The sequence below is a fragment of the Arthrobacter gallicola genome (assembly GCF_014836775.1).
Classification (GTDB): Bacteria; Actinomycetota; Actinomycetes; order Actinomycetales; family Micrococcaceae; genus Arthrobacter_B; species Arthrobacter_B gallicola.
This window is the reverse complement of sequence record NZ_JACSQD010000002.1, coordinates 56674-73409: the sequence shown is the minus strand read 5'-3', so window position 1 is coordinate 73409 and position 16736 is coordinate 56674. Positions and strand designations below refer to the sequence as shown.

Genomic DNA, 16736 nt, shown 5'->3' with positions numbered 1-16736 from the left:
GGTGTGGTTCCTCTAGGTGTTGATCCGTACAGGAACCCTACAGCGGGTGATCCTTCCGGTGCTGCTCCAGGAACTCCATGGAGTTCCTGGAGGAATGCACCAAGGCGCGGTATTTGCCGCCGCCTGCTGACTGGGGGCCACCCGGCGGCAGATACGCGGCCTGCAGTGCTGCCGAAATCTGACGGGCGGCGTCCTTAAGCAGACGGACCGTGGGAAGCGCCGGAGCGGAGTCATTCGGAACCACCACGCTGATCGCGGCAACAACCGATTCCTTCAATCCGTAGACCGGAACGGCAATTCCCCGGGCAGCGGGATGAATGAAGCCGCTGCCCACCGCGTGGCCCTGTTCGCGGATCTGGGCGAGCAAACGCCGGAGGTGAGCCGGGCTCTGGACCGTATCTTCGGTGTATTTCACCAGCCCGGAGGCTAGAACCTCGGCTTGGAAACTGCCGGGAGCGTGGGCCAGCAGAACCAGCCCGCTGGAGGAGGCATGAAGCGGCAGCCGGCCGCCGATCAGGGTCACGTTGACGACGGCGTTCCGGGTCGACAGCCGTTCCAGAAACAGCACTTCATGGCCCTGCAGGATGCCCAGCTGGGCGTGCTGCCGAACAGAGAAGTGAACGTCCTGCAGGTAGGGCATGGCTATTTCCCGCAGACCCAGGGCGCCCGGCGTGCGGCAGGCGATCTCCCACAGGCGCACACCGATCCGGTAGGTCTTATCCCGTTCCCGTTCCAGCAGGCCAAACTGCTCAAGTTCCGCCACCACCCGGTGGGTAGTTGCCAGCGGCAGGCCGCTCCGCTGCGACAACTGGGACACGGTGAGGAAGGCCGAGTCCACGTCGAAGGTACCCAGGACCTGCATAATCCGGCTGAGCACGGACCTCCCGGCAGAAGCGTTGGCCATATTTTCCTTTCAACGGAAACCAGCTGGAGCCTGAATTGTGACACATCCCATACTCAGTGCAACGGAGTCGGGCCGGTGAAGATCCGATTCCAGGCAGAGCTTTGCATCCGGCGCAATGAGGCGCCCTCTGGAAGGAAAACCATGGATCGACGCGGAAATCTCCGGCGTTACTTCGCAATCACGGCTGTGGCTGGCGCCGCTCTGGGGCTGGCTGCCTGCGGTTCCTCGGGGCAGGCTGCGGTGGGGGAAGCCGTGCAGGTGGGCTACTTCCCCCTGGTGCACACCTCCACCGCCGTCAACGCCGAGGAGAACGGCCTGTTCGATGCCGAGGGGCTGGACGTGGAGCTGGTTCAGACGCAGGGTGGGGCCGCTGCGATTCCCACTCTGATCTCGGGCGACATCGATGTCGCCTATGCCAACTACACGTCGGCGCTGCTGGCGGTGAAGCAGGGGCTGCCGGTGCGCTTCATCTCAGGGAACGACGTCGGTGCCGCTGACCACGGCATTTTCGTCGCGGAGGATTCAGGCATCACCACGGTGGAGGATCTGGCCGGCAAGACGTTCGCGGTGAACAATCTCCAGAACATCGGCTCAGTTGCGGTCTATGCGCTGCTTGAGGACGCCGGCCTGGATCCTTCGGCCGTGGACCTGATCGAAATGCCGTACCCGGATATGCAGGCCGCGCTGGAACGCGGGGCGGTGGACGCCATCTGGCAGGTTGAGCCATTCCAGGCCAGTGCGGCCGCCGCCGGGTTCGTCAAACTCTCCAACCTGTTCACCGGTCCGGTCGACGGAATGCCGGTGGCCGGATGGATCACAACGGAGACGTTCCTGCAGGAAAATCCCGAGGCAGTCGAAGCGTTCCGGACGGCCATCGCGGCCTCAGGGCAGGAACTCCAGGACAACCGTGCGCGGCTGGTCGAGCTGGTCCCCACGTTTACCAAGGTTCCTGCGGAGGTCGTGGAGCAAATCGAAATGCCCAGGTTCGAGGGCAGGCTCGACGGCAGTCAGCTGCAGAAAACGGCAGACCTGATGCACAAATACAACATCATCGACGCCGCACTGGACACCCGTCCACTGCTCGCCGAGTAGGAGGAAAGCCATGACCACCACGACCGAATTCGGGATTCCCGCTCTTGACCTGGACCCGTTCGCCGATGATTTTCTGGCCGATCCGTACGAGGCCCACGTCCAGCTGCGCGAATCCGGACCCGTGACCTGGCTGAACCGCTATCAGGTCTGGGCGGTTGCCCGCCACGACGAGGTCTCCCAGGTCTTCGCGGACCATGAAACGTTCATTTCCTCCGCTGGCGTCGGCATCACGGATTTCCGCAAAGACAAACCGTGGCGGGCACCAAGCCTGCTGCTGGAGGCCGATCCGCCGGAGCACACCAGGGCGCGGCATGTTGTCACCAGCATCCTCAACCCCAAATTCCTGCGCGAGCTCAAGGCCGGCTTCCAGGAACGGGCGGAGCACGTGGTGGAACGGGTTGCGGCACGCGGCGACATTGACGGAGTCAAGGACCTGGCCGAGGCATACCCGCTTGAAGTCTTCCCGGACTTTGTGGGGCTCCCCAAAGACGGCCGGGAGAACCTCCTGCCCTACGGCTCCATGGTCTTTAATACCTTTGGACCCCGCAACGGGCACTTCGAAAAAGCCATGGAAAAGGGTTCGCAAGCAGCCGGCTGGGTGATGGAACAGTGCCAACCCGGTGCGCTCCAGGGGGACGGTCTGGGGAACCGGATCCACGCCGCCGCTGCAGAGGCCGGCTACGCAGCCGAGGACTCGGCGAGGCTGCTGCGCTCCTTCCTTTCAGCCGGCGTGGACACCACCGTCCACGGGATCGGCAACGCCCTGCTCTGCCTTGCCCAACATCCGGAACAGTACCGGCTGCTGCACAATGACCCGTCGCTGGCCCGCGCCGCATTCGAAGAGACGATTCGGTACGAATCACCGGTCCAAACCTTCTTCCGTACGACGTCCCGCGAGACCGAACTTTCCGGCACCAGAATTCCCGAAGGCGCCAAAATCCTGATGTTTATTGCCGCTGCCAACCGGGATCCCCGCCGATGGGAGAACCCGGAGGACTTTGACATCACCCGCAAAACCATGGGCCACCTCGGCTTCGGGTTCGGCATCCACGCCTGCCTGGGCCAGATGCTCGCCCGGCTGGAGGGTGAATGCATCCTCTCCGCACTGGCCCGGCGCGTGCAGAAGATCGAGATCATCGGTGCGCCCGTGCAGCAACTCAACAACACACTGCGCGGACTGGATTCCCTGCCGCTGCGCCTCACCCCGTCCGCCTGAACCGCGTCCGCCCAACCCACCGGAGCCCACCATGCCAAAAGTAACCTTTGTCCAGCCTGACGGCACTGAAATGATTGTCGACGCCGGAGCCGGCACCAGTGTTATGCGCACGGCGGTTTCCTCCGGTGTTCCCGGGATTGTTGCCGAATGCGGCGGCAGCGCCATGTGCGCCACCTGCCACGTCTACGTTGATCCCGGCGACCGGGCGGCGCTGCCGGAAATGCTCGCTGTGCAGGACGAGATGCTGGACTGCGCGGCAGCCGAGCGGGAAGAAGGCAGCCGCCTCTCCTGCCAGCTCCCCGTGTCCACGGACATCCGGGTCCGCATTCCGGAAACGCAGGTTTAGATGATGGGAACAGCCACCTCCGCTGATGCCACCCTGATTGTCGGAAACTGCCAGGCCGGTGTGCAGCTGGCCAGCACGCTGCGGGAGCTGGGGGACACCGCCCCGATCATCCTGGTCGGCGAGGAGCCGCATCTGCCCTACCAGCGGCCGGCTCTTTCCAAGGCTTTCCTTAAGGGGGAAGCAACCGCGGCATCCTTGACGTTCCGGACCCCGGAGTGGTTTGTCCGGGAGAATATTGAGCTGGTGACCGGGGAGCAGATCACGGATATCTCCCGGGACGCCGACGGCGGCACCGCCGTCGGCGCCGGCGGGAGAGTGTTCCCCTTCGCGCGGCTGGCGCTGACCACCGGAGCAACGCCGCGGAGGCTTGCCCTTCCCGGGGCCGACCTGGCGGGCGTCTGCTACCTGCGCGACGCCGACCAGGCGGCATCCCTCCACCGCTCACTGGGCAGCGCCGGCAGTGTCGCGGTCATCGGCGGCGGGTTCATCGGCCTGGAGGTTGCCACCGCTGCCCGGGCGGCCGGCAAACAGGTGACCATCATCGAGGCAGCACCGCGCCTGGTGGGCCGGGCCGTGGGCGAAACAACCAGCGATTTCTACCTCCAGGCACACCGCCGCCGCGGAACCACGGTCCTCCTGAACGCCGGCATCGTCCGCATCGCCGGCGAAAACGGCCGCGTCACCGGGGTGGAACTGGCCGGGGGCACCACGGTCCCGGCCGACGTCGTCGTCATCGGGGTCGGCGTGCTGCCGCGCACTGAACTGGCCGAACGTCTTGGGCTGGAAGTCAGCAACGGCGTCGTGGTGGATTCGCGCGCTGTGGCCTCAGACGGCGTTACGGTTGCCGCCGGGGACTGCGCGAATACGCCCAATCCGTTCACGGCGGATTACGGCAACGGGAACCTGCGGCTGGAGAGCGTCCAGAACGCCGTCGAACAGGCCAAAACCGCTGCCCGGTCCCTGCTGGGGCTGGAAGCGGACTACCGGACGGTGCCGTGGTTCTGGTCGGACCAGGGGGACCTGACGCTGCAGATCGCCGGCCTGTCCGCCGGGCACGACAGCACCGTCCTGCGGGGCGATCCGGAGAGTGAAAAGTTCGCTGTCCTCTATTACCGGGAAGGACGGATCATCGCCGCGGACTGTGTCAACACCCCGCGGGACTTCATGGCGGTGCGCAATGCCCTGACCCGCGGGCTGAACATCCCGCCGGAGGCTGCCGCGGACCTGGGCAGAACGCTCAAGGAATCGGCGGTTCCCCGGGTGCCCGCCTGAGGGCGCCCGTCCGGTTAGACCTGCAGGGAAGCCCGCTCCGCCACCAGCGCCTCGAGATCCGCCACCGTCCGGCCGGCGAGGGTTTCCCAGCGGGTAATGCCGGGCTGTTCGGGCACGTCGACGGCGTTCGGCACGGCAACTGTCACGGCGCCGGAGGCCTTTGCCGAGGCTACGCCGGGGCGCGAATCCTCCACGGCAACCACTCGGTCCAGGTCCACAGAGGTGCCCAGTTCCTCGCCCATCAGTTTGGCCGCCAGCAGGTAGGGCTCCGGATCCGGTTTGCCCAGGGTCACCATCTCCCCGGTGACCAGGAACCGGAAGGTTCCCTCCGGAAGCTGATCGGCGATGACCCGCGCCAGGGTGCTCTCGCTCATGGTCACCATCGCGTTGGGCACGCCCGCCGCATTAAGTTCTGCCAGCATCTCGCGTGCTCCGGGGCGCCAGGGGATCTCTTCCTGCACTTTGCGGACCACGCTGGCCAGCATGGTGTCCAGGATCTCCCGTGCGCCAAGGTGGGCGCCGGCTTCCTGCAGTCTCCTGGCCGAGTCCGGCAGGGCGTTGCCCACCAGCTCCATTGCCTGCTCATCGGTCCAGGTGACGCCGAACCGGGCCATCAGCTCTTTCTCGGCAGCGAACCAGTACGGTTCGGTGTCCACAAGCGTGCCGTCCATGTCCCAAAAAACTGCCTGCAGTGCGGGAGCGGGTGTCAATGGTCCTCCTGGTAGAGCTGCCGCAGGGGGTCTGCGGTCCCCTTTGATCGTGGCAGTGGGGATACTCGTCCGTCAAAATCCGAGACGCGCGTGCGCGGGATTTCTGTCCGGATTTCCCGGGGCCCTGGCGGGCGCAGCCTGGTGCGCCCGGGTGAGGCCCGGCCTGGCCCTGCCGGGTGCGCGGCCGGACCTGCCTGGTCCTGCCGGGTGCTTGCTCACAGCGGCGGGAAGAGCAGGGTGCCTGCCAGCGCGACGCCGAGAATCACCAGGGTGGCCCCAAACCCCAGCAGTACCGGCCGGCCGCCGACCTTGATCAGACCTTTCAGGTCCAGGCCGAGCCCCAGCGCGAACATCGCGGCCGCCAGCAGGATGGTCTGCAGAATCTGCCCCGCAGTCAGAAGCGGGTCCGGGACAATTCCCGAACTGCGCAGCAGCACCGCTGCCAGGAAGCCGACGATAAACAGTGGAACAATGGGCGGCCGCTTTCCATCGGCCACTGCTCCGGTTTTGCGCATGTACAGCGAGATGCCGGCGACCATCGGAGCCAGGGTCAGGACGCGGGCGAGCTTTACCGTGACGGCCACCGCCAGGGCGCCGCCGCCTACCGCGCTGCCGGCGGCCACCACCTGGGCCACCTCGTGCGTTGAAGCTCCGATCCACATGCCGGTTGACTCCGCGTCCAGCCCGAGCAGGCTGCCCAGGAACGGAACTGCCGGAATCATCAGGGTGCCGAACAGGACCACCAGGCCAATCGCCGTCGCGGTTTCTTCCTCCTTGGCGTCGGTTGCGTTCTCCGTTGCGGCAACAGCAGCGGCGCCGCAGATGGAGACGCCGGAAGCGACGAGGAGGCGTTGCGTCAGGCTGATCCCCATCAGGCGCCCGGCGATGAGGGTGACACCGAAGGTGATGCCGACGGACGCGGCGACAACCAGCAGCACTCCGGGCCCGAGTCCAAGGATGGAGGAGAGGGAAAGCTGCAGCCCGAGCAGGACGATGCCGGCGCGCAGCAGCTTCTTGGAGGAAAAGGCGATGCCGGGGGAAAGCCGGCGGGGGACCCGGATGAGGTTTCGCCAGAGCGCTCCGACCAGGATGGCGATCAGGAGCGGGCTGATCCCGGGGATCAGCTGTGCGATAAACCAGGCTGCGCCAGCGCCGGCCACGGTCACGGAGAGCCCGGGCAGATAAGAAATCCACCGGCTCGCAGCGCTGGTGCGGGAGGCAGAAGTGCTGTTGGACAGGCTGGCGTCATGCTCTGGAGCGGGCGCCTGATGTTGCGTGATTTCCATGGTTAAAACCTCTCAGCCTTACTCACCGGCCGGTAGGCCCAAGTTCGGCACCGCAGGCATATGATGCTGATATGCCTATGCAGCGTCCGCCCGTTGAAAACTGGCTGCAGCTTCCTGCGCTGCGGCTCCTGGTGGGAATCGGCGAACACGGCAGCCTCAGCGCTGCTGCCCGGAATGCCGGCATGGCCCAGTCGAATGCGACCCGCTCCCTCAAGACCCTCGAACGACGGCTGGGCTATCCCCTAGTGACCCGGTCCACGCGCGGGTCCACCCTGACCCGGGAAGGTGCCCTGACTGCGGAGTGGGCCCGGGAGGTGCTCGACGCCGTGGAGCGGCTCGATGCCGGCGCTGCGGCGCTGGCCGATGCCGGTCAGGTGAAACTCGCCGTGGGGGCCAGCATGACGATTGCCGAGCATCTGCTGCCCGGATGGATCGGAGAATTCCGTGCCCGGATGCCCTCGGTCGAGACGAAGCTGCGGGTTCTGAACTCAGCCCAGGTGCTGGATGCTGTCCTTGCGGAGGAGGTCACGCTGGGTTTCGTGGAGACGCCCGCAATTCCGGCGCAGCTGCAGTCCGTGACCGTATGGACCGACCGGATGGCGGTGGTGTGCGGCACCGGGCATCCCTGGGCCTCGCGGACCCGGCCGCTGGGCCTCGACGAGCTGGCCGGCACCGGTTTACTCGAACGGGAACAAGGGTCTGGAACCCGGGCTTTCCTGGATCAGCTGGTCGGTTCCCACCGTGCTGACCCGTTGATGGAGCTGAACAGCAACGCGGCGATCTGCCAGGGTGTGGTCACGGGTCTTGGCCCCGCAGTGCTCAGCGTTCTCGCCGTCGAGGGGGCGGTGAGAAGCGGCCGGCTGGTGGAAGTTCCTGTGGCCGGCCAGCCGCTGGAGCGGCAGTTCAAAGCTGTGTGGAGTCCGGCCAACAGTTCCTCGGAAGCCCTGCGGGAGTTTCTGGACATCGCGGTCGGTGGCAGGAAGGGCCAGGCTGGGGACGGGAGTGGGGGCAGCCGCGCCCGCTTGCGGAAGGGCGGGAAGAGTGCCCGTGGATGAGCGTTGGGAGGATGTGCCGCTGATCCCCTCGGCGGAAGGGTATGCGCAGGTTCCGTTCAACGGCTGGTTCCTGCTTCTCGCCTGGGCCGCGGGAAGCAGCCATCTGGGCCGGATGCCGGGAAGCCTCAACGAAGCGCTGCCGGGAAGCCTCAACGAAGCGCTGCCGGCCGGGGAAGAGCTGCTGGAAGATGACTCCGAGTGGATCGTCGAGATGGCTAATGACTACCTGGTTCTAGCCGGCGTGCCGCCCGTTCCTGAGGGGTACATCTGGTATCTGCAACTGCCTCCTGGGATCCGCTCGGCGGAAGAACTGTGGGACCGGATCGGTGTCCTGCTGGACGATGCGCTCAGCCGAATGCCTCAACGGGACGGCGAGGAGCACACGAGGGCGCTCCTCCCGGTGGTTACCGGTTGCCTTGCGGAGCTTTACTGACCAGGCGGATGTGTCCGCAGCGTACTGGCCCGTCCCGGCATGCGTGCAGCCCAGGCATCGGTGCTTATGGAACCCCTCCGGTTTGTGGCGCGTTGCCCTCCGGTTTGGGAAACTCCGGACGGTTTGTGGCACCTTTTTCCTCCGGTTTGAGACTTTCCGGCCGGTTTGGGGTTTCCCTCCGGCGCGCCGCGGATGTTTTAACCCAAAGGGGTCGAGTTGTCCCATAACGGAGGGTTTTCGCGCCGAAAAGCCGCCCTTACCCCGCAGGCGGATGCGCCCGCATAAACTCCAGCACCGGAGCCGCCAGGGAGGCACCGATATCCGACTGGGAACGCTTCTGCCCGCGCACCTCGAACATGTGGTTGGCGCCCTCGATGCGCTCCACTACGGCATTCGGGCCGATCCGCACAGCGATCGGCTCCAGCTCCCCGGGCAGGGCAAACGGATCCCGGGTGCCCTGCAGGAACAGCATGGGCAGGGTCAGCCCGTACAGGTGCTCATCCCGCAGCTTGTCCGGCTTGCCGGGCGGGTGCAGCGGATAGCCCAGATACACCAGCCCGGCCGCGTGCATCCCCTCGGCCACGGCCATGGACGCCATCCGGCCGCCGAAGGACTTTCCCGCCGCCCACACCGGCACCCCGCCGGCGTTATCCTCCGCGGCGAACATCACCGCGCGCCAGGTGGCGATCGCCGCAGGGGCGCGGTCGGGGAACTTCTTCCCGGCCTCGCGGTAGGGGAAGTTGAAGCGCCAGGTGGCCACGCCGCCGTCGTTCATTGCGTTGGTAAACCCGGTGAGGAACGGATGCTCCATTCCCGCCCCGGCACCGTGGGCGACCACCATGGACGCCCACGCGTCATCGGGCCGCGCAAACATGGCGGTGACAGTCCCGTCTCCCACGTTGACGGCAAGTTCCTGCTGCTGCACTGGCATGGGGTCCAATCTACGCGGGGAAGGGCCCGAGGGTCACAGGGGGAGGGCTCCCTCCTCCTTCACCGTCTTCATCACGATGGTGCTGGTCAGCTTTTCGACGCCGGGAAGCCCCACCAGCACCTCGTCGTAGAACCGTTGGTAAGCCTGCAGGTCTGCGGCGATCACCTTGAGCAGGAAATCCGGTTCGCCGAAGAGCCTGTCCGCTTTGACTATCTGCTCGATCCGGCCCACCTCGTCCTCGAAGGTGAGCATCTGCTGCCGGTCACGCAAGGTGACGAACACCAGGGCTTGGAAGGTGAGCCCGACGGCGGCCGGATCCACGACGGCGCGGTATCCGGTGAGCACGCCGCTGCGCTCCAGCTCCTTGATCCGGCGGTGGCACGGCGCCACGGTAAGGCCTACCTCGCTGGCCAGGGCGGTGGCAGTCATTCGTCCATCGATTTGCAGCAGGCGCAATATTTCCCGGTCGATATCGTCAATCACGCAAGAATCATACTGTTGAACACCCCTGGCAGGCATTAATCGGTAAGCACTTATCGCCGTCGGATTACTAGGGTTAAGGGATGGATTTATCGCTGCTCGCGGGCTTCGCGGCCGTCTCTATCACCTTGGCCATGACCCCCGGTGCTGACTGGGCGTACAGCATCTCCGCCGGTCTGCGCGGCAACCGGATTGCCCCGGCCGTAGCCGGGCTGTCCGTCGGCTACCTGTTTCACACCGCGCTGATCGTCGCCGGGCTGGCCGCGCTGATTGCCGCCACTCCGCAGCTGCTGGTGGGCATTACCCTCCTGGGCGCGGCGTACCTCTTGTGGCTCGGTATCTCGACGATGCGCACCTGGCGTTCGGCCGGCTTCACAGCGGATACGACGACGGCGGCTCCCGCAGCAGCGGCTGCCGTTCCCGGGACGACGGCGGCGGGTGGGCGTGCCGTGACCGCCGCTGGCCTGGGTGCCGGGCCGGGCACGGCGGGGAGCATTGCCGTGGCTGCACCGGCACCGGCGCACCCTGCCGCACGCACGGACTTCCTGAAAGGACTCGGCACCAGCGCCACGAACCCCAAGGCGCTGCTGCTCTACCTGGCACTGATCCCGCAGTTCGTTGATGCCGGCTCCGTCCTGGCGGTCCCTTTGCAGTCACTGATCCTCGGCCTGTCCCACTTCGCGGTGTCCGTGGTTATCTACACCTGCGTGGCGCTCGCTGCCCGCCGGCTGCTGCGCTCCCGGCCCGCCGGAGCCCGCGCCGTCACCCTGGCCAGCGGCATCATCATGGTCTGCCTGTCCCTGGTGCTGCTCGCCGAGCAGGGCGCTGCGCTGTTCGGCTAGCAGCACCAGGAGGGCCGGAGGCTAGTTGTTGACCTTCTCGAACGCCGGAGCCCGCCGCTTGTCGAAAACGGTGGCACCGACCTCCTGCTCGGCCTGGTTGTTGATGGACAGGTCGATACCCGGCCGGTCCCGCAGTACGAGCACAGCGGCAATCGACACAACGGTCATGCCCAGCAGGTACAGGGACACCGACGCGCTGGTTCCGGTGGAATTGATCAGGGCCTGCGCGATGGTCGGCGCAAACGCCCCGCCCAGGATCGCTCCCAGCGCGTAGGAGATCGAGACCCCGGAGAACCGGACGGAGGCCGGGAAGATCTCGCTGTACCAGGCGGCCTGCGGTCCGTAGCTCATACCCAGCCCGATCGCGAAGAGGCCCAGCGCCAGGTAGAGCATCGGCAGTGACCCGGTGTCGATCAGCCAGAACAGCGGGAAGACCATCAGTGCCTGGACGGAGAACCCGATGAGGTAGGTCCGCTTCCGGCCGATGGTGTCGGCAACGAAGCCGGAGAGCAGGGTGAAAATGAACCACATCGCGGCGGCGAAGGTGATGGCCAGGAGGACGTCAGTGCGGTCCAGGCCTACTTTTTCCCCGGTGGCGTAGCTGGGGATGAATCCTCCGGTCGCCATGTAGCCGGCGGCGTTGTTGCCCGCGAAGACCAGGGCGGCCAGGATCACCAGAAGCCAGTGCTTGCGGAACAGCTCGGCGACGGGCACTTTGGTCTGCTGCTTCTTTTCGGCAATTTCCGTGAAGATCGGGGATTCCTCCACCGCCCGGCGCACCAGGTAGCCCACCACAATCAGCACGATGCTGAGCAGGAACGGCACCCGCCAGCCCCATTCGATGAATGCGTCGCCCGGGGAAACCCAGCCAGTCATCACAGCGGTCACACCGGAGGCGAGCAGCATGCCCAGGGGAACGCCGAGCTGCGGGAAGGACCCGGCCCGTCCGCGGCGGCTGGGCGGAGCATGCTCCACCGCCATCAGGACGGCGCCGCCCCACTCGCCGCCGGCGGAAATGCCCTGCAGGATTCGCAGCAGCAGCAGCACCACCGGTGCCAGCAACCCGGCCGTTTCGTAAGTGGGAAGGACACCGATCAGGGTTGTGGAGATGCCCATCAGGATGAGCGTCAGGACCAGCATCGGACGCCGGCCGATCTTGTCGCCGAAATGCCCGGCCAGGAAAGCACCCAGGGGCCGGAACAGGAAACTGATGCCCACGGACGCAAAAGCGAGCAGCAGGCCGATCGACTCGCCGGCTGGTGCGAAGAACACCTGGGCGAACACCAGGCCCGCGGCCGTGGCATAGATAAAGAAGTCGTACCACTCGATGGTTGTGCCGACGATCGTGGCGAAGGCAACGCGGCGCTGCGTCCTCCGGGAACCGGCGTCGGTCCGTGGTGTGCTCATGGGGTCTCCAGATGGTGAAGTGATGCGGAACTGCGGACGGTGGAACGGAAAAGCGGGCGGAACGTCTAGACGGGACTGGGCGCGGCTTGCCGGGCGTAGGCCTTGAGGCTGAAGCCTGGTGCTGCCGCTTCCTCGGGGGAGGGGCCGCGGCCGGCGGCCAGGAGCTTGCGGGCGCCCAGATGATCCCCGGGTGAATTGACGGACTCGACGGCGGCGAGCCGCCCGTCCCGGAAACACAGGATGGAGAATTTGCCGGCAGCCGGGTCCCCGTTGATGACGGTGGTGTCCCCGGGGGTGGAAAGGCCGGCGATCTGCAGTCGCAGGCTTCCCTGTGTGCTCCAAAACCATGGCAGTTCGGTGTAGGCGGACGGCGCCCCGAGGATGGTCTGGGCGGCGTGCCGTCCCTGGTCCGTCGCATTCTGCACGGACTCCAGCCGGTTTCGGGCGCCGGCGTGGACGGAGGGGAAACTGGCGCAGTCTCCCACGGCGAGGACCGCCGGGTCAGCGGTCCGCAGTGCCTCGTCCACCACGATGCCGTTGGCGGTTTCCAGCCCCGCCGCGGCAGCCAGCGAATCATTGGGGACGACGCCGACGCCGGCGACCACCAGGTCCGCCGGATAGCGGGCACCGGTGGTGGAGACGGCTGCCATCACCCGGCCGTCAGGTCCGGCCTCAAAATGAGCGATGCCTTCGCCCAGCTGCAGCCGAACCCCCAGTTCCGCGTGTGCGGCGGTGAACCAGTCGCTCATCGCCGGGCTCAGTGCCCGTCCCATTGGACGGGCGGCGAATTCCAGGACGGTGACGCTGCAGCCCCGGGCCCGGGCCGCGGCCGCGAATTCCAGGCCGATGAAGCCTGCTCCCACCACCACAACGTCACGGGCTGCCGGCAGCGCGGCGTGCAGGGCTTCGGCGTCGGCCAGGGTCTTAAGCCCGTGCACCCCGGGCAGTTCCGCGCCGTCGCAGCCCAGGAAGCGGTTGGCTGCGCCGGTGGCGAAGACCAGGTGCTCATAGAGCAGGATGCTGCCATCGCTGAGGGCTACCGTCCTGGCCGCCCGGTCCACCGAAACGGCGCTGACGCCGTCGTGCAGCGCGATGTCCTTCTCAGGGAAGAACGAGGCGGCCCGCAGCGGAAGCGGTGCCGGATCCGCGCCGGCTGCCAGATAGTCCTTGGACAGTGGGGGACGCTGGTAGGGCAGGCCCGGCTCGTCCGCCACAATCGTGACGGTGCCGGTGTAACCGCCGCCGCGCAGGCTGTCTGCAACCTGCAGTCCGGCCTGCCCTCCGCCAATGATGACGACCGGCATGCGCTACACCTGGTCCGAGGGGACGTCGACGACGATGCCGTCCAGCTCGGTGCAGGCCTTGACCTGGCAGCCGAGCCGGGAGCGGTCGGTCCGCTCGGCGGTGGTGCAGTCGAGCATCTCTTCCTCGTCGTCACTGATTGCCGGCAGGGCACCGGCGAATTCCGGGCGGACGTAGATGTGGCAGGTGGCGCACATGGCCTGGCCGCCGCATTCGCCAACAATCCCGTCAACGCCGTTGGTCACGGCAGCGCGCATCAGGGACGTGCCGGGCTCAACGGTGACGACGGCGGGCGCGCCCGAGGGCTGGATAAAGGTAATGGTGTTCATGGTTCTCCTAGCAAAAAACGGGGTTTCAGCCCCAGATGACGGGCATCTTGACCAGGCCGCGGAAGACCCAGCCGGCGTCGATAGAGGCGTTCTCCGGGTCCAGGCGGAGGCCGGGGAGACGGTCGAAGAGAGCGGGCATGGCCACCTGCGCCACCTGTGCCCGGGCTACCCAGGTACCGGCACAGAAATGCGCGCCGCCGCCGAAGCCCAGGTGCGGCTTCTTGGGCCGGTCGATGTTGAAGGTCTCGGGGTCCTCAAAGACCAGCGGGTCGCGGTTGGCGGCGCCGAGGACGACGCCCACCCGCGCTCCCCGGGGCAGCCGGACACCGTCCAGGACGGTATCCCGGGTGACCTCCCGCGGGTACATGCCGATCGGCGCCACCCAGCGGACGGATTCCTCGAAGGCCGTGGCGTAGCGTTTCGGATCCCCGTTGATAGAGGCCAGCTGGCCGGGATTGTTGAGCAGCGCCCAGACCGTGGTGGCGAGCACATCGCGCGGTTCGTTCAGGCCGCCGCCGATGGTCATCTTCAGGTTGGCGCGGATCGCTTCCAGGGGGATCGGCAGGGACGCCAGCCCGGAGAGCAGCGAGTGGTCCGGGTGGTCCTTGAGGTAGGGCAGCATCTCATCGATGGCGGTGTCCACCTCGGCGGAGGACTGCGCGCTTTTGGCCCAGACCCCGGCGTCGTCGGCGTAGTTGCCCGTGCCGTCGATCATGGTCTGGCTCCAGCGCTGCATGTCCGCCTGCGTGGCGTTGTGGAAGCCGCAGATCAGCCGCAGGTTCTCCGCTGCGTACGGTGCCGCGTAGTCCCAGACGAAGTCGGCACCCGGCCCCTTCCGCTCCAGTTCGCCGAGGTACTTCTCGTTGTTGGCCTCGAAGACCGCATTCCAGTGATTCTTGATGGTCCCGGGCCGCAGCGTGCTGCCGTAGGAGTCGCGGTCCCGCTTGTGCTCCGGGTCGTCCTTGCGCAGCATCGAGTGGCCCATGGCACGCTTCATGAGCGAGCCCGTTTCATTAGCGGAGAAGGTCTCTGCGTCCTGCTCGATCGTGTGGCACGCCGCGTAGCTGGTCACCATGTAGCGGTTGACGGCGGGGACCCAGTGGACCGGCGCTTCTTCACGCATGCGGCGGTAGATCGGGAACGGGTCCCGGTACAGGTCCGGGATGGTGACCCAGTCGGCCACCGGGGCGTCCCGGGGTGGTGGGTTGTCCGCTGCCGGAGCGGGGAGCGGGGGAGCGGGCAGGGGATCGACAGCGGTTCCGGCTTTACTGCCTGCTCCGGTGAAGGGGCAGCCGGTGGTTTCCGTTGTTCCCGGGAAGGTCATCTTTGGTCTCCTGGTGGAAGGGTCCACGTCAACACATCTGAGTCGACTCGTCTGAGACCAAGTGTGGTGTGGATCATATCCCCGGTAAAGTACAAGAAAGAGTCCACCATCCACGGTTTTAGCGAGGTTATGCATGGCCCGGTATACACTGCGGCAGCTGGAGGCCTTCGTGGCCGTGGCCGAACAGGGCAGCATCGCCGCGGCGGCCGGGTCCCTGCACGTCTCCCAGTCCGCGGTATCCGGTGCGGTCAACAACCTGGAACGGGTTTTTGATGCCCAACTGACGATCCGCCGCAAGGCCCACGGCGTCACACTCACGGCTGCCGGACAGTACGTGCTGACCCGCGCCAAGTCCCTGCTGGTGGAAGCCACGGACCTGGAGCTGCATGCCGGTGACGCCGGCGCGGAACTCCGCGGCTCCCTGACCCTCGGCTGCTACCTGACGCTGGCCCCCACGGTCCTTGCCCGGCTGATTGACCACTACGGGCGGCGCCATCCCCTGGTACAGCTCGATTTCTTCGACGGCCCGCAGACCGAGGTGCAGCGCCGGCTTGCAAGCGGCCGGCTCGACGTCGCCATTGCCTACGATCTCTCCCTCCCGGCCGGCCTGAACCGGCAGAAGCTCTACGATGCGGAGCCATCGATCGTGCTCTCCGCGGACCATCCGCTGGCTGACCGCGAGGACCTCGCTCTGGCTGATGTCGCCGCGGAACCGATGATCCTGCTTGATGTGAATCCCAGCCGCGAAAACACCATGACCATGTTCGACGCCGCGGGCATGCAGCCGAATATCCGGTTCCGGACTACCGATTACGAGGTGACCCGTTCCCTGGTGGGGCGGGGCATGGGCTTCGCCATCCTGGTTCAGCAGCCAGCCGGCGGGCAGTCCTACGAGGGGCGGTCCCTTGTGGTGCGGCCGATCCGCCCGGCGGTCCGTCCGGTCCCGGTATCGATCGTCTGGCCGGACGCCGTCCGCCCGTCGCAAAGCGTCAGTGCCATGCTGGACCTTGCCGCCGAGCTCTACGGCTAGCGGTCCGGCCCCGGGGGCGCTCCCTGGAGTGGCCCCGGGAGCGGTCCCGGAGCTCCCTGCGGGCCGCTGACCTGCAGATTCGGAGCACCGGCCCGGGATCCGGATACTGGAAGGCATGACATCAACGCACACTGACACCCTTCCGGCCCGGGGGCCGGAGGCGGTGACGGTCTCCATCACCCGGCGGGTCGATCCCCGCCGCGTGTCCGAGGCCACGCACTGGGTCCAGGAAGGCGTCAACCTCGCCAATACCTGGCCCGGCTTCCTCGGCTCGGGATGGGTCCGCGCCTCCGCCACCTCCGACGAATGGCACATGCTGTACCGCTTCGCCGATGAGCCCTCACTGGATGCCTGGGAGCACTCCGAACACCGGCAGGCCTGGCTGGCAAAGGGACGGGATCTGGTCGAAGACCGCACCGTCACCCGCCGCACCGGTATCGAGGGCTGGTTCGACGCGCCGTCGGCCACCACTGACCTTAAGGCCTCCTTCACGCCGCCGCGGTGGAAGCAGGCCATAGCGATCTGGCTGGGGTTTTTCCCGGTCAACCTCATCTTTACCTGGCTGGTCGGCCTCGCCGTTCCGGGCTGGGATGAGATCCTGATGCCGCTGCGCGTGCTCATCACCACGGCCATCCTCACCCCGATCATGGCGTACTGGGTACTGCCCTGGGTTACCGGGCTCCTGCAGCCCTGGCTGCAGCGCCGGCGGACCAGCTAAAACCCCTCTTCAACAACGACGACCACGGCGGGGGGGGGGGGGGGGGGGGGGGGGGGGGG

18 protein-coding genes are annotated in these 16736 nt (G+C 66.7%); 9 read left to right on the top strand and 9 right to left on the bottom strand.

What is annotated here, in order from left to right:
* Positions 1–37: 37 nt before the first annotated feature.
* Entirely contained in the window at positions 38–904 is an 867-nt protein-coding gene (locus H9639_RS04635) for an IclR family transcriptional regulator (protein WP_191806975.1), read from the bottom strand.
* Between the two features lie 141 nt (positions 905–1045).
* Here H9639_RS04635 and H9639_RS04630 point away from each other — a divergent pair, with 141 nt between their 5' ends.
* From H9639_RS04630 to H9639_RS04615, 4 genes are read left to right on the top strand one after another with little or no spacing between them, the layout of a single operon-like run.
* Entirely contained in the window at positions 1046–1996 is a 951-nt protein-coding gene (locus H9639_RS04630; protein ID WP_191806974.1) for an ABC transporter substrate-binding protein, read from the top strand.
* Positions 1997–2006: 10 nt separating this feature from the next.
* Complete coding sequence (locus H9639_RS04625; RefSeq protein ID WP_191806973.1) at positions 2007–3212, top strand: cytochrome P450; 1206 nt, start codon at positions 2007–2009, stop codon at positions 3210–3212.
* Positions 3213–3243: 31 nt separating this feature from the next.
* Positions 3244–3558, top strand: a complete 315-nt coding sequence (locus H9639_RS04620; protein ID WP_191806972.1) for a 2Fe-2S iron-sulfur cluster-binding protein — start codon at positions 3244–3246, stop codon at positions 3556–3558.
* Positions 3559–4830, top strand: a complete 1272-nt coding sequence (locus H9639_RS04615; RefSeq protein WP_225219237.1) for an NAD(P)/FAD-dependent oxidoreductase — start codon at positions 3559–3561, stop codon at positions 4828–4830.
* A gap of 14 nt (positions 4831–4844) precedes the next feature.
* On the opposite strand, the gene H9639_RS04610 is transcribed toward H9639_RS04615, so the two are convergent.
* Positions 4845–5540 carry an HAD family hydrolase gene (locus tag H9639_RS04610; protein WP_191806971.1) on the bottom strand — a complete coding sequence of 232 codons (696 nt, stop codon included), beginning with the start codon at positions 5538–5540 and terminating at the stop codon, positions 4845–4847.
* Between the two features lie 215 nt (positions 5541–5755).
* Entirely contained in the window at positions 5756–6826 is a 1071-nt protein-coding gene (locus tag H9639_RS04605) for a YeiH family protein (protein ID WP_191806970.1), read from the bottom strand.
* 71 nt (positions 6827–6897) lie between these two features.
* On the opposite strand from H9639_RS04605, the gene H9639_RS04600 reads away from it, so the two are divergent.
* Positions 6898–7881, top strand: coding sequence for a LysR family transcriptional regulator (locus H9639_RS04600; protein WP_191806969.1), 984 nt, complete (start codon positions 6898–6900; stop codon positions 7879–7881).
* Positions 7874–8314 carry a DUF5956 family protein gene (locus tag H9639_RS04595; protein WP_191806968.1) on the top strand — a complete coding sequence of 147 codons (441 nt, stop codon included), beginning with the start codon at positions 7874–7876 and terminating at the stop codon, positions 8312–8314. The genes H9639_RS04600 and H9639_RS04595 overlap by 8 nt, the downstream gene beginning before the upstream one ends.
* A 256-nt stretch (positions 8315–8570) precedes the next feature.
* Here the strand turns inward: H9639_RS04595 and H9639_RS04590 are convergent, their stop codons facing one another.
* The gene (locus tag H9639_RS04590; protein WP_191806967.1) at positions 8571–9245 is read right to left on the bottom strand and encodes an alpha/beta hydrolase family protein; all 675 of its coding nucleotides are present in this window, start codon (positions 9243–9245) and stop codon (positions 8571–8573) included.
* Positions 9246–9278: 33 nt separating this feature from the next.
* Positions 9279–9728, bottom strand: coding sequence for an Lrp/AsnC family transcriptional regulator (locus tag H9639_RS04585; RefSeq protein WP_318241979.1), 450 nt, complete (start codon positions 9726–9728; stop codon positions 9279–9281).
* An 80-nt stretch (positions 9729–9808) separates the two neighbouring features.
* Between H9639_RS04585 and H9639_RS04580 the strand changes: the two genes are divergently transcribed.
* Positions 9809–10567 (top strand): LysE family translocator, encoded by a 759-nt coding sequence (locus H9639_RS04580; RefSeq protein ID WP_191806966.1) that lies wholly within the window; start codon positions 9809–9811, stop codon positions 10565–10567.
* A gap of 21 nt (positions 10568–10588) precedes the next feature.
* On the opposite strand, the gene H9639_RS04575 is transcribed toward H9639_RS04580, so the two are convergent.
* The 4 genes from H9639_RS04575 to H9639_RS04560 form a co-directional block, all read right to left on the bottom strand.
* Entirely contained in the window at positions 10589–11974 is a 1386-nt protein-coding gene (locus tag H9639_RS04575) for an MFS transporter (protein WP_191806965.1), read from the bottom strand.
* A gap of 65 nt (positions 11975–12039) precedes the next feature.
* Complete coding sequence (locus H9639_RS04570; protein ID WP_191806964.1) at positions 12040–13278, bottom strand: NAD(P)/FAD-dependent oxidoreductase; 1239 nt, start codon at positions 13276–13278, stop codon at positions 12040–12042.
* Positions 13279–13281: 3 nt separating this feature from the next.
* Positions 13282–13605 carry a 2Fe-2S iron-sulfur cluster-binding protein gene (locus H9639_RS04565; RefSeq protein ID WP_191806963.1) on the bottom strand — a complete coding sequence of 108 codons (324 nt, stop codon included), beginning with the start codon at positions 13603–13605 and terminating at the stop codon, positions 13282–13284.
* Between the two features lie 25 nt (positions 13606–13630).
* The gene (locus H9639_RS04560; protein WP_191806962.1) at positions 13631–14929 is read right to left on the bottom strand and encodes a cytochrome P450; all 1299 of its coding nucleotides are present in this window, start codon (positions 14927–14929) and stop codon (positions 13631–13633) included.
* 133 nt (positions 14930–15062) lie between these two features.
* Between H9639_RS04560 and H9639_RS04555 the strand changes: the two genes are divergently transcribed.
* Together H9639_RS04555 and H9639_RS04550 are read left to right on the top strand one after the other, a co-directional pair.
* Positions 15063–15959 (top strand): LysR substrate-binding domain-containing protein, encoded by an 897-nt coding sequence (locus H9639_RS04555; RefSeq protein ID WP_191806961.1) that lies wholly within the window; start codon positions 15063–15065, stop codon positions 15957–15959.
* A 115-nt stretch (positions 15960–16074) separates the two neighbouring features.
* Positions 16075–16677, top strand: a complete 603-nt coding sequence (locus tag H9639_RS04550) for an antibiotic biosynthesis monooxygenase (protein WP_191806960.1) — start codon at positions 16075–16077, stop codon at positions 16675–16677.
* Positions 16678–16736 lie beyond the last annotated feature (59 nt).